This is a genomic window from Herbaspirillum sp. NPDC101397 (genome assembly GCF_044767325.1).
Lineage (GTDB): Bacteria > Pseudomonadota > Gammaproteobacteria > Burkholderiales > Burkholderiaceae_D > Herbaspirillum.
On the sequence record NZ_JBIWNS010000003.1, the window covers coordinates 1 to 12,597 of the forward strand.

The 12,597-nt window shown below is 55.8% G+C and carries 15 protein-coding genes; 3 read left to right on the top strand and 12 right to left on the bottom strand.

The annotated features are described in order from the left end of the window. Positions 1 to 97: 97 nt before the first annotated feature. The 10 genes from ACIROW_RS07895 to ACIROW_RS07940 all read right to left on the bottom strand — a co-directional run bounded on the left by ACIROW_RS07895 (position 98) and on the right by ACIROW_RS07940 (position 7,328). Complete coding sequence (locus ACIROW_RS07895; RefSeq protein ID WP_402273852.1) at positions 98 to 403, bottom strand: hypothetical protein; 306 nt, start codon at positions 401 to 403, stop codon at positions 98 to 100. Positions 404 to 475: 72 nt separating this feature from the next. Further along, complete coding sequence (locus ACIROW_RS07900) at positions 476 to 1,027, bottom strand: hypothetical protein (RefSeq protein WP_402273854.1); 552 nt, start codon at positions 1,025 to 1,027, stop codon at positions 476 to 478. 89 nt (positions 1,028 to 1,116) lie between these two features. Continuing rightward, complete coding sequence (locus ACIROW_RS07905; protein WP_402273857.1) at positions 1,117 to 1,533, bottom strand: lysozyme inhibitor LprI family protein; 417 nt, start codon at positions 1,531 to 1,533, stop codon at positions 1,117 to 1,119. A gap of 499 nt (positions 1,534 to 2,032) precedes the next feature. Next, positions 2,033 to 2,305: a hypothetical protein gene (locus ACIROW_RS07910; protein WP_402273859.1), complete on the bottom strand. Its 273-nt coding sequence runs from the start codon at positions 2,303 to 2,305 to the stop codon at positions 2,033 to 2,035. 42 nt (positions 2,306 to 2,347) lie between these two features. After that, positions 2,348 to 2,905 carry a hypothetical protein gene (locus ACIROW_RS07915; RefSeq protein WP_402273861.1) on the bottom strand — a complete coding sequence of 186 codons (558 nt, stop codon included), beginning with the start codon at positions 2,903 to 2,905 and terminating at the stop codon, positions 2,348 to 2,350. An 86-nt stretch (positions 2,906 to 2,991) separates the two neighbouring features. Then, the gene (locus ACIROW_RS07920) at positions 2,992 to 3,393 is read right to left on the bottom strand and encodes a hypothetical protein (protein ID WP_402273863.1); all 402 of its coding nucleotides are present in this window, start codon (positions 3,391 to 3,393) and stop codon (positions 2,992 to 2,994) included. Between the two features lie 47 nt (positions 3,394 to 3,440). Next, positions 3,441 to 4,058: a hypothetical protein gene (locus ACIROW_RS07925; RefSeq protein WP_402273866.1), complete on the bottom strand. Its 618-nt coding sequence runs from the start codon at positions 4,056 to 4,058 to the stop codon at positions 3,441 to 3,443. A 530-nt stretch (positions 4,059 to 4,588) separates the two neighbouring features. Then, positions 4,589 to 5,365 carry a DUF4189 domain-containing protein gene (locus tag ACIROW_RS07930; RefSeq protein ID WP_402273868.1) on the bottom strand — a complete coding sequence of 259 codons (777 nt, stop codon included), beginning with the start codon at positions 5,363 to 5,365 and terminating at the stop codon, positions 4,589 to 4,591. Positions 5,366 to 5,876: 511 nt separating this feature from the next. Further along, the gene (locus ACIROW_RS07935; RefSeq protein WP_402273870.1) at positions 5,877 to 6,254 is read right to left on the bottom strand and encodes an Atu4866 domain-containing protein; all 378 of its coding nucleotides are present in this window, start codon (positions 6,252 to 6,254) and stop codon (positions 5,877 to 5,879) included. A 3-nt stretch (positions 6,255 to 6,257) separates the two neighbouring features. Beyond that, the gene (locus ACIROW_RS07940) at positions 6,258 to 7,328 is read right to left on the bottom strand and encodes an aldo/keto reductase (RefSeq protein WP_402273872.1); all 1,071 of its coding nucleotides are present in this window, start codon (positions 7,326 to 7,328) and stop codon (positions 6,258 to 6,260) included. A 199-nt stretch (positions 7,329 to 7,527) separates the two neighbouring features. On the opposite strand from ACIROW_RS07940, the gene ACIROW_RS07945 reads away from it, so the two are divergent. From ACIROW_RS07945 to ACIROW_RS07955, 3 genes are all read left to right on the top strand, one after another. After that, positions 7,528 to 8,412, top strand: coding sequence for an AraC family transcriptional regulator N-terminal domain-containing protein (locus ACIROW_RS07945; protein WP_402273874.1), 885 nt, complete (start codon positions 7,528 to 7,530; stop codon positions 8,410 to 8,412). A 24-nt stretch (positions 8,413 to 8,436) separates the two neighbouring features. Continuing rightward, positions 8,437 to 9,633, top strand: coding sequence for a chromate efflux transporter (gene chrA / locus ACIROW_RS07950; protein WP_402273876.1), 1,197 nt, complete (start codon positions 8,437 to 8,439; stop codon positions 9,631 to 9,633). A 182-nt stretch (positions 9,634 to 9,815) separates the two neighbouring features. Continuing rightward, the gene (locus ACIROW_RS07955) at positions 9,816 to 10,808 is read left to right on the top strand and encodes an SLAC1 anion channel family protein (RefSeq protein WP_402273878.1); all 993 of its coding nucleotides are present in this window, start codon (positions 9,816 to 9,818) and stop codon (positions 10,806 to 10,808) included. Between the two features lie 13 nt (positions 10,809 to 10,821). Here ACIROW_RS07955 and ACIROW_RS07960 read toward each other — a convergent pair whose 3' ends face one another. Together ACIROW_RS07960 and ACIROW_RS07965 are read right to left on the bottom strand one after the other, a co-directional pair. Beyond that, a complete protein-coding gene (locus ACIROW_RS07960) occupies positions 10,822 to 11,787 on the bottom strand; it encodes a GlxA family transcriptional regulator (protein ID WP_402273880.1) in 966 nt (321 codons plus the stop codon). A gap of 112 nt (positions 11,788 to 11,899) precedes the next feature. Further along, positions 11,900 to 12,526, bottom strand: a complete 627-nt coding sequence (locus ACIROW_RS07965) for a flavin reductase family protein (RefSeq protein ID WP_402273883.1) — start codon at positions 12,524 to 12,526, stop codon at positions 11,900 to 11,902. Positions 12,527 to 12,597 lie beyond the last annotated feature (71 nt).

Below are 12,597 nucleotides of genomic sequence, written 5' to 3' on the forward strand. Positions count from 1 at the left end.
ACACTGCTAACAGAATATTTTTTCTCATAAGCAAGACGAAGATTGGCAACTTGTCTATTCAGAATTGGCGTCCGCTGCTGGCCGATTGCGGACCTCTCTAAGTAGCTTTGCGGAAGAAATGCCACGCCACGAGCAGTAGAAGAATTGCCACTACTGAACACTGAATCATGAATACAGCATCGGGGCCAAGCAGCGGCTTATCCAAGGAAACGCTGGCAGGGTCTCTATACTCTAAAAAGCCAGATGTGCCCGGGCCGAAGGTGAGTGCCACGAAGGCATAGATGATATTAAGGACCACGGTCGAGAGAATGACAAACAACCATGGTCGATTGAGGCTGTTCCAAGTGACGCACGAGAAGCCTATTGCAAGCACGGATGGCAAGGCGATGAACAGAAAGAACATGAATCCCCTTTTTTTATTTAGGTATTTGGCTGCTTCTGGCCGGTTGCGGACGTAGATTGATAAGATGAAAGGCTAGAAACCTCGCCCTTCACTGTAGATGAGTGGAAGAAATTTCGAAAGACATCCAGGCATCTCGGTAATTCGCTCTTGTACGGATTTCTCCTTTAAGCAGGCAAATGACTGGTTTATCTTTAGGAAGCGAATTCGAAGCCCCTCCACCTCACAATCAAATGCCGCTTGGCGGGCATCTAATGCCAGAGTGCCGGCCAAACCGCATTCGGAACTGTTGTAAGTTACCCATGTCTTTTGCGCAAAATTCAGGTCGGAAATGACCCTATCGTAGTACGAGGCCATCACTTCAGAATCAGCACTTTGCATTTCTTGCAGAAGAACTTGAAGTCGCTCATAGGCGGACGTCATTAGAAATTCATATTTCTCTTTTCGTTCAAGCGGACTTAGCCATCCGCAGATGCCATCATCAGTCTCTACATATTCGCATCGACCATGGCCATCTATTCTTTCTGATATCTGCTGCGCATTACTAACACCGTCCCCTGAGCAGAAAAAAACGATTAGGGAGCAAGAAAATAATTTGGCCAGCGATCTAAATGGAGGTTGATGCATGTCTTGATCTTTAAAAATGGCTATCTGATTCCAAGTTGAGTGGCTGCTGCTGGCCGATTGCTGACTTCCGAAACAAGGAATACAGCTATTTAACCGCCTTGGTGATGGATTAAGACCTGGATTTCATCAGCCCGCCTAGCCCGTTCGACTACATTGCAGTGGTTCGCAACCAATCGATCCAAAGTGCCGTTGAAATCTTCTCTGTCAAACCAAAAGCCGCATTTCGCTTCTATATATTCCAACCATTTCCGCTGCACTGTGCGAAGCTCCTCGGCTTTGCTTTTCGGAAGAAGAGGCAGAAGCGACCGATATGCCGAATTCAATCGGCGGTCTTGCCGCTCAAATTCAGCAGCTTCACAATCTTGTAGTCGAGAGGTGTTACTTTCGGCACGAGCCCCGCATTTCTCGTAATCAGCCGTGAGCTTAACGGTCTCTGCTGCGAAAGCGGGAAGCTGGTTAAGAACCAACACAACAAAGGATAAGAGCACTGCCTTTTTTATTTTCATATAGACCGATTAAAGAGTGATATTACGTACGATTTTCCTCGATAAACTATGTTCAGCCAACGGCAGCTCCTGGCCGATTGCGGACCTTCGGAAATAAAATTCATGGCAAGCGAAGGTTGATGCAGCGGTGCTCCGTAAGTTCGCGCGGGTGTGAGGGAAGCGAAGGCCCCTCCATGTAGGGGCCATCAATGTTTGGGACTATTCAACTCGGATGATTACGGTACCCTCTCCATAATCAACTTCTCCGTATTGCTTGTTAAGCACTGTAGAGGTCGGAAACTCGAAACTTCGTTCAATCAAATCGAAGTCAATTGGTTTCCTCAAGATTGCAAAATAGCCTGTCGGATTGCTTCCCCATCGGTAGGTTGTCGCGAGCTGATTACCGTGTGCAAGTAACAAGTCTAATATTGGGTCCAATAATGTATATCTTGGCAACCCGACAAAATCATCCCTACTTAGCTTTACTTTCATTACCTTCTCTTTCTGGCCGATTGCGGACTCACGTGTCCGCTGCAATCAATTCACGCAATATTGGCAGCAACTCTCGGTAGCTGTTTAAGTAAGCTTCACTATCCATGTGTCGGGATGCTCGAGCTGCGGTGAAAAGCTCATTCCGAACATCAATCAATGTCGCACGCTTGCGTTGTTTGGCAGCTGTCATAGAAGCAGAAAATGAGCCGAAATGCTCGTAGCCATTGAATGACATAGCAAAGGCAAAGACAGCCTGTGAGTTGTCAGGGTCAGGAAGGTCTTCTATCGCTAGTCGGTTCATATTTTAGGATTCCTGAAATCGTCCGCTTCTGGCCGATAGCGGTCACCCCATTAGCTTGCTAAACACTGTGATATCGCTGCTAGTGGCGAAGACAAATGAGTTTCCGCTAAACGAAAATCCAAATGCACGGAAGTCGTCAGATGCGATATGTACACAGCCAGTCTGATGGCCCTCGACCAAAGCAGACTTATAGGGACCGCAGAAGAATAAATCGAATTTAGGCCAGTTCGGCGCCGCACTTTCTAACGACTCGCCGCTTCTGTTGGAAAGTGGCAAGCCACCACCTGCTAATCCGGCAAGTTGTACCCGCTCGTCTTTTAAGGGGCCGATGCCTTCACAAATCAAGGAGGATGCGGAATACCAGTCGCCATCGACCTCGTCGTCACGTGCAATTTTTTTCCCCTGCGTGCAATCGATCACACCTCTGCCGGCGCTGGAAACAACCAAAAGTAACTCAGATCGTTGCGAGAAGCCAATTTCGGTTAGTCCCCCAACGGCGAATGTACCGATCTTTCGCCAGCCAGATGGACACGGTTGAGATGGAATCTTCGATAATAATTGGATGAGTCTTGTACGATTATTTTTTTCGTATTCGTTCATGATGCGCCAATACATTCTTCGTTACAGGAGAGTCCGTTTCTGGCCGATTGCGGACTTTATCGGCGGAGATTCCATTCTTCGTGGCTTTATTCCAGTTTTGCATCCAACTGGTTGACGAAGACCGTTAGCATTTCCTGAGTCGCGCGAAATGGACTGAATAAATATCTACAATTCTGCTCTTTCTCTTCCTGCGTCCATTGTGGCCATTTTGAGAGGAACGCATTCGATGCGAAATCGTACGCCATTTTCCATTCACGTCGTTCAGGCGTAAGACTGCTCCAGCGTGTCCAAGCCTCTTGCGCTTGCTCTTTTCCGTGCAGCTTCTCTTCTTCCAAAAGAACAAGCTCACCAATTCTATGGGATACGTCAGCTAAAAATGGACTCGTCATGAGGGCGACATCTTCCAGCGGGCTGGAGGAAAACTTCGCCTCACGAATTGCAGCGAATAGAGCTCTGAGCTCCGAAGGATGTTCTATGTTGAGCTTCATATCGCTATCAATGTCAATGTAGGTATCCGCTTCTGGCCGATTGCGGACTAACAGTTGATCGGGCCTAATTCGAAATAGGTATCTTGCTTGAAAGGGATTATCTGCGGTCCGTAATTCACTCCGTTCACCGAAATCGATGGGAGTTCGACAGTCCCACGTATGAGTCCCGTAGGTAATCTAGAAAAACGGTTTGGCTTTCCATTTTCCATAACGGTAAAGAAATACCATACGTGGTCTCCATTTTTACTACCTCCCATCAACGGCCCAAAATTATCAGGTGATGAATACGGATCGGGCAGTGTTCGTAACTCCTTAGGATAGACGGCACCAATCGAGCCTTGCCGAGCTGCGATGAGCTTTCCTGAGAAGCCACCGAATGTTTCGTCCCCTGAACGGCCTTCGATCTTGATTACGTTGTCAGTAAGTTGAGCGACCTCACCTGCAGGAACATGCAATCCCAATCTCAATGTTCCGGTGATATTCAGCGATATGTAGATGCCGTGAAACGGATAGTAGATAACAGAAGTCGCCCCCGCACCACCAAAGCATCTGCTCTTAAAGTATTTGGAGTCCGGTGCTTCCAGACGTGAGTAGAGCAATGTGTGCGGAATGCAACCTTGGAGCAAGGTTCCAACGACGGCAATTATGGCTATTCTTTTTTTCATGTGTGCCTGTTAATTTGAGTGTCGGCTTCTGGCCGGTTGCGGACGTCAGTTAGATTTGCGAATTATGAGTAGAGCAATCGCACTAACAAGGCATACATTCGCGAGCACAGGTAAGTAGCAAGAGAGAAGAAATCCTAATGGTGCATCGTCATAAAAAACGGCAACTGGATTGATAGTTAACGGTTGGCCGGGCAATGCGCCATTTGGGAGGAATAGAAAATTCCAAATTGTTGAAAAAAGGAACGCGCAGAAAAACAGGACAGCAATACTCTTCAAACTATTTGACCACGACAGCCAAGCTGCTCCTAGCCACAACACTGGAATAATCCAACCCGCAATTCGCCATAAAGAATAAGCAAAATGTTCCATCTTCAGAAACCCCTTCTTTTTGTTTGTTGTTAGTCCGTTATTGGCTGGTTGCAGACTCTTGTTCAAGAGATAGCGGTCGCGAACGCCCCTACGTTTCTTTACTTGCCGTCAGGGTACGCTCGAACAAGCATGCGAAAACCGGATGCATGACAATGGCTCAGCTACTTTTTGATTAGAACGATAATGCCGCCCGCGCCGGCATTGTCTTTGTTGACCCCCTTCAGGACGTTGTTGCTGATCTTGTTGAGCGTGTAATTGTCTGCGTTGTAATTACCGCTACCTGACACAAACACCGGGTTACTGCCATTGATGGCGATCGTTTCCCCCTGCACAGTAATCAGCGCATCTTCCTGAATCTGCTTGGTGACGCCACTGAAGGTATACGACAGCACGATAACGCCACGGAAGACACCATCGCCGACGGCGTTCGTTACGCGCACGATGCCGTTTGCCGAATAGCCGCGCGCCGTGGTGTAATCCAGCGTCCACTCGCCCAGCATGGTGAATGCATTGCCATCTTGCTTCGGCGTTTTTGCATTGGCTTGTCTGTCGTTCGCCTTTATCGTGTCGCAGCCCCACGCGCGCACAATGCAGCTGGATCCACCCTGGTTTCGGCATTCGGATAGGGCTCGCTGTTGCACGACGGCGCTGGTGGCCGCACCCTGCCACCAGCCGTAAACGGTGGAGCCGGCAGCCTGATCGGCAGCAAACGCGGCGCATTGGTTTTCAAAGCGTTTCACAATGTTGCAATCCGGGCCGCACTCTCTCTTTGCACGCTCGTCAGCGACGCCGTACGACGGATGGTTGAAAGAGAATCCGTATTCCTTGCCCTGCAGTGTGTCAATGGCCAGCGAGCCAGCTGCGAAAGCTGTGCCGGCGACAATAGCCGTAATCACACCAATCACACCTGCTGCAATCTTTATCACTCCACCGTGCATACATTTCCCCTTTTTTATTGTTGCCTTCTGTGAAGGCGGCTTTTGCATTATTTTTGTACTGTTTTCACTGCCGCTTACTGCGACTGATGTCGTCTCTGAAGGCAGCACGGATCAATTTATCGGAATTGGTGCACTTAGACAAACATTTCCCTGTGCGACGCTTAGGTTGCGTGCCGTGGGGAAATTGTTACAGCGGATGAAAAGGCCCGCTCTTATCCGGGCATCAATCCTGCTGCACGATCGCTGTCGAGAACGTCGTCGCACGTTGCGATGTTGATCTGTCCGCAAGCCGGCAATTGCGCACTGCCGATTGGTGTTATTGATTTTTTCTACGTCGAACTTGTAATCAGGAGGGCGATTTCAAGTCCTGCAGCCAGCACCAGTATTTAGAAGGACCACCGTTCGGTGGGTCTTTTCTTTTTGCTCTGCGTTTTCGGCATTCGGAAAAATGTCAGTCGGTTCGACTCGCAGATAACTTCCGGAATTCGTCCTCGCCGGGGTGAGCCTCCGCTTACTTCTCGCGGTAAAAAATCATGCCGCCGTGATGCAGTTCGTCATCGCCGACAAAGTCGCCGTCCGCTGTAAATCCGGTGTCGTCCCAGTAGTCGATATGCTTGCTTCTGACTTCATACCGCCCTTGGTACATGCTTTTTCTGGCGCCCCGCGCCTCGTCATACCGTCCGTTCGACAGCAGTTCCTGGCGGATACGGCCGTCTTTGGTGACCCACATGCCGATGTAGGGATGTTTTTTCATCGTGGTTCCGTAGTCTGTTTTGTTGATGGTCGGGTTGATGTTCGATTGGTCGGCGACCGAAGGCGCATGCACGAATGTGCAGCACGCAGCGCCGGCCAGGACGAGGCCTGGCCAGGCAGGCGCTTTGCGGACCACGGTTCACTTCCTGTCGGTCAACGTGGCATTGCCGAAGATCAGCTGCTGCGCCATCGGGCGTCCGATAAAGCGCTCGGGAAAGATCGGCGCCGGCGCGCTGGCTTGGTTCAGGCGAGTCAGTTGATCCTCGCTCAGCGTCACTTCCAATGCGCCCAGATTGTCTTCCGCCTGGCGCAACGTACGCGCGCCGATGATCGGCGAGACGACCGCCGGATTGTTCAACGTCCAGGCAATCGCGACTTGCGAACGCGAGACGCCCAGCTCCCCGGCGACGACGCCGACCACATCGGCAATATCCAGCGAGCGCTGGTTCAGATGGCCCGTCGACGCGATCACACCTTTGCGGCTGGTGGCGACGTCCGCTTCGTTTTCATCGGAGAGATCGGCGCGGCCGTATTTGCCGGTCAGGATGCCGCCGCCCAGCGGAGACCAGGGCAGTACGCCAAGTCCCAGCGCTTGCGCCATGGGCAGAAGCTCGTGCTCCACGATTCTTTCCACCAGGCTGTACTCGATCTGCAGCGCAACCAACGGCGACCAGCCGCGCAGGTCGGCGAGGGTCTGCAGCTCCGCCACGCGCCAGGCCGGCGTATTGCAGATGCCCAGATAGAGGATTTTTCCTGCGCGCACCAGATCGTCCAGCGCGCGCATGACTTCATCCGGCCTGGTAGTGAAATCCCACGCGTGGACGTACATCAGATCGATGCGATCCGTGTTCAGCTGGCGCAGGCTGGTTTCGACCGAGCGCACGAGATTGAAGCGGTGGTTGCCGCCGGAGTTGATATTGGCCAAGTCGCGGGCCATCGTGAACTTCGTGCCAATTACGAGCTGGTCGCGCTTGCCTTTCACAAAGCTGCCGAGAATGCGCTCGGAGGCGCCGTTCGTGTAGTTGACTGAGGTGTCGATGAAGTTGCCGCCGCGATCCACGTAGGCATCAAAGATGCGTCGTGCTTCTGCGTCATCGGCGCCCCAGCCCCAATCGGAGCCGAAGGTCATCGTCCCGAGCGACAGCGGCGAGACCCGCAGGCCGGAGCGTCCGAGAAGGCGGTAGTGGTTGAGTGAGGTCGGTGTGGTCATGGTCGTTTTCTCCGTATGAAGATGATTGAGTTGAGTAGCTTCCTGCGTAGAGCCGGTTCAAAAGCACTCTTCGCCTTGGGTCCATTCTCTTGATTTCAGGGAGAGCACCGGTAGACGGAATTTCCGGTAAGCTTGCACGATCGTCCGAGGTCGCTGAAAAGAGCGCCCTCGCTACCCAAAATCCGTGGAATGGAAACCCATGAGCCAGTCCGAGCTGTTCAGGAACGCCGTCGCGCGCCATGCCTTGACTGACGGCACGTTTGAATGCGCCCTTCCCGGCGTGAAGCTGATCCGCTGTTCGGCGCCGACCATGCCGATGCCGGTCATCTACGAGCCGACCGTCTGCTTCGTTGCACAAGGGCGCAAGCGCGCCTCGCTGGGCGCCAGTATTTTTCACTACGACCCGGCCAGCTATCTGGTGGCATCGGTCGGGCTTCCTGTGGTGGGCACGGTCGTCGAGGCGACCCGGGAGCATCCGTACCTGAGTCTGCAACTCGACCTCAATTCACCGGAACTAACGGAGCTGGCGTTGAGGCATCCGCGTCAGGCCGGGAAGGGTGGCCTCTCTGCAGGTCTGACCCTCAATGAAATGACCGCGGGCCTTCTCGATGCCGCCACACGCCTCGTGACGTTACTGGATACGCCTGATGACATCGAGGCGCTCGGACCGCTGGCGGTACGCGAGGTCTTCTATCGGCTGCTTTCCGGGCCAGGTGGCGGGGTCATTCATGCGGTCACGCAGTCCGACAGCCGGCATGGACAGATCGCCCGCGCGATCATCTGGATCAGGGCGCATTTCAAGGAAGTCTTTCGCATCGACGAGGTTGCCAAAATCGCCGGAATGAGTCGTTCGACGTTTCACGACCACTTCAAGGCCGTCACGGCAATGAGCCCGCTGGAATTCAGGAATCAGTTGAGAATGCAAGAGGCCCGTCGCCTGATGGTCGGCGATGGCCTGGATGCGGCAAGCGCGGGATATCAGGTGGGCTACGACAGTCCCTCCCAGTTTAGCCGTGACTATTCGCGCCTCTTCGGCGCCGCGCCGGCGAAGGATGCCAGCCGTTTTCGTCTGGCGGCCAAATGATTTTTTTCAGCGGGCATTGAACCGATGAACAGCCTTCGGAATGGCAGCGAGACAGTACGCCTGTTCTTTGTATTTCTCAAACTTGGCCTGACGGCATTCGGCGGACCCGTCGCGCATCTTGGCTACTTCCGGCAAGAGTTCGTCGTACGCAGAAACTGGTTCAGCGAACAGGCCTATGCGGATATCGTCGCGCTGTGCCAGTTCCTTCCCGGCCCAGCGAGCAGCCAGGTCGGCATGGCGGTCGGCATCTCGCGCGCCGGTATTCCTGGAGCCATCGCGGCCTTCATGGGGTTTACCTTGCCCTCGGCGCTTGCACTGGTCCTGTTCGCGATCGGATTGAGTCACTTCAGCGCCCAGTTGGGCGTGGGCTGGATACACGGTCTAAAAGTCGTGGCGGTATCGGTGGTGGCGCAGGCGCTGTGGGGAATGAGCAGGACGCTCGCGCCAGACATGAAACGCGCCGTGATGGCCGGGGTCGCTGCCGCCGTCGTCCTGACGGTGCCGTCGTCAATCGGGCAGGTCGCCGCAATTGCCATCGGCGGCTTGTACGGGTTCGCGTTTCTCGCAACACCAACCGCGCCCCACGACGCGAGACTGCATGTCACGATCAGCCGTACCACAGGCATCGCAAGTCTGTTCCTTTTTATCGGTTTCCTGATCATCTTGCCGATCATCGCCGAAGGATCCGGCATCTATGCACTGAAGCTGTTCAGCGGCTTCTATCGCGCCGGCGCCTTGGTATTTGGCGGCGGCCACGTCGTGCTGCCGCTGCTGCAAGCCGAAGTCGTGCCGGCCGGATGGGTGTCGAACGACGCATTCCTCGCCGGTTACGGCGCGGTGCAGGCTGTTCCCGGCCCTCTCTTCACGTTCGCCACGTTCCTGGGAGCGATATCTTCGCAAACGCCGAATGGATGGACGGGCGCGGCAATCGCGACGTTTGCCATCTTCTTGCCGGCCTTCCTGTTGATCGTCGCTTTCGCGCCGTTCTGGGAGTCGCTGCGTCGATACGGGGCCGTGCGAAGGGCGATGCTGGGCATCAACGCCGCCGTGGTCGGGATACTCCTGGCGGCATTCTACAATCCCGTCTGGAGCAACGGCATCCGGTCCTGGAACGATTTCTGGCTCGGACTCGCCGCCTTTTTGTTGCTGGCGTTCGGGAAGTGGCCGCCGTGGCTTGTCGTCCTCTGCACGGCTGTTGCTGCCGGACTACTCTCGGCATAGCGCGCTCCCACCATCGGCTTGATGCAACGCATCAACGCCGTGTCATCACGCAACAGCCCCTGATCGTTTTCGGGACAAGCAATCACGCTTTTGGGACAAGCGCCGCCGGCGACGAATCAAGCGCGCAGAGCTCATGCAGAATCCGGGCATACGGTGATACACCGCATCTACATGGAGTCTGTATGGAAACTGCCTCAACCAGCCGTGCCGCCGTTCCGGCCGCGCGCACGCAATCTGTCCGTCATATGCCGATCGGTCTGTTCGGCTCCGTCATGAGCATCGCCGGCCTTGCGCTGGCCTGGCGTCTGGCCGGCAAGGCCTACGGCGTCAACATCGCCGTGTCCGAGACCATCGGTGTCGTCGCACTGGCGCTGTTCGTCGTGCTGGCGCTGTCCTATCTCGGCAAGCTGGTTCTGCATCCGGAAATCGTCAAGGCGGAGTTCGCACATCCTGTCAGCGGCAGCTTCTTCGGCACCGTCGGCATCAGCATCATGCTGCTCTCGAGCGTGATCGGCAGCTACAGCAGCACAGCGCAACTGGTGGTCTGGTGCATCGGCACCCTCATCACGCTGGCGCTGAGCGTGCTCATGATCTCGCGCCTGCTGAACGGCAACGCCGCCCCGGCGAGCGCGGTGCCGGCTTGGCTGATCGGCGGCGTCGGCAGTCTCGACATCGTGGTCACGGGCGGCAGCTTTACCGCGAGCTGGACGCATGAGGTGAATCTGTTGGCGGCCGCCATCGGCAGCGTCAGCGCGATTGTTTTCTTCATCCTGATTTTTTCGCGCCTGATTCATCACGATCCGCTCGGCGCCGCCATGCGTCCGTCGAAGATGATCCTGATGGCGCCGTTCGCGGTCGGCTTCATCGCTTACGTCAACCTGGCGCAGAAGGTGGACATGTTCGCCGCGCTGCTGTTCTACTTCGGCCTGTTCCTGTTTGCGATCATCCTGTACCGCCTGCTGGTCAAGCCGGCGCCGTTCTCGTCGACATGGTGGGGCATCGGCTTCCCGATGGCGGCCATGACCAATGCGGCGTTCATCTACGCCGGTGCAGTGGGAGGGAAGGGGTTGGGATTCATCGCGGCGCTGCTGCTGTTTGTGCTGACGACCTCGATCATCGTGCTGTCCTTCCGCACACTGCACGCCTTGCTTACCGGACGCTTGCTGAGCGCATAGTGCGGTCTCAGTCTCAGGTACGATCCGCGCGAAAACCGTCTCTGTAAGTTTTCGGCGTGGTGTTCAGCTGACGCGAAAAGATCATGCGCATCTGTGTCGCGTTGCTAAAGCCGCAGCGGAACGCCACGGTCTTCAGCGGCACGTCGGTTTCCTCCAGCAGCTTACGCGCGAAGTCGATGCGGACCTGTTCGACGAACACCGACGGCGTCACGTTTGCATGCTTGGCAAAGGCGCGTGAGAAGGTGCGGCGGCTGACCCCCACCGCATCGGCGATTTCTTCAATGGTGAGGGCGTCGCTGATGTGGTCGGTCACGTATTTCAGCACCTTGGCCACCAGCGAATCCTCATTCGGTCCGACCGCAAGATAAGGGCTGTATTGCGACTGTCCACCCTCGCGGCGGATGTAGACGATCAGCCGCTTGGCCACCTTGATGGCGAGTTCGTGGCCCCAGTCTTCGGCCACCAGCGCCAGGCACAGATCGATGCCGGCGGTGACGCCGCCGCAGGTAAACAGATTGCCGTCGCGCACGAAGATCTTGTCGGGCCGGACGTTCAGTTCGGGGAATTGTCTGGCGAGACGCTCGGCATGATCCCAATGCGTGGTCACTTCGCGACCGGCCAGCAATCCGGCGTGGCCCAGCAGGAAGACGCCGTTGCAGACTGCGCCGAATTTCGCGGCGCCGCGCGCGCGGTCATTCAGCCAGTCCATGAAGGCTGGATCGGGCCGGTATTCCGGCACGCGCGGCCCGCCTGCCACCAGCAGCAAGTCGCTGTCGGCGTGGAAATTCGGATAGTCGACATGGACCCGGAACTCCATCCCGCTGGAGCACATGACGCTGTCCGGCCGTTCGCCCACCAGCGTAATCTGGTAATGATCCTTGGCCGGCAGCAACAGGTTGGCCTCCGAGAACACATCCAGGGGACCAGCCACGTCCAGCGCTTGTACGCCGTCAAAGACAACCAGGGTCAGCTTCTTCATCACATCGTTCCTTGCGGCTCAGCATGCCGGGTTTTTATTGTTGGCCCGGCGCGCGCATACGGCCGGGGTCCAACTTTATCAGGAAATCCCGGCGTTTCTATCTTGCTTCCCTTCATTTCTCCCAACCGCGCGGACGCGACAATTCAAAGTTGGCGTCGCTGCGCGTGCGGCCATACCAGTCGCCGCCCATACGCGCCAGCAAATTGAGTTTGACCGGGTCGGGCAGTTGCTTGTCGTTGAGGATGCTCTCGTCGAAATGCGCGGCCAGCACGCGGCCCAGCAGGATGTGGCAAGACGGCGCGTCGGCGGGATAGGGCGTGCAACTGACCAGTTCGCATTCGAGGCTGACCGGCGCTGCCGCGACGCGCGCGGGCCGCACCAGCGTCGACGGTGCGGTGGCGACGCCGCAGCGCTCGAATTCGCTGACGTCGGCGTCGTATGAAAACGAGGTTTCGTTCATGGCGTCGGCCATGTCGAAGCCGACCAGGTTCACCACCAGCTGGCCGGTCTCTTGTGCATTGCGCACGGTGTCCTTGATGCCGCCGTCGCGTTGCACCAGCGGCGAAATCATCACGGTCGGCGGCTTGCCCGTGATCATCTGGAAGAAGCTGAACGGCGCCAGATTGCTCACGCCCGCCGCCGACACGGTGGACACCCAGGCCACCGGCCGCGGGATGACGGCCGAGGCCAGCCAGCTATACGCCTGGCGCGGATCAACCTGAGAAAAATCAAGAAACATGCAGACTCCAATGTTGGCAAGGGTGGGCGCACAGGACGTTTGGCGGCGCGGCATCGTATACTCTAGCCCAA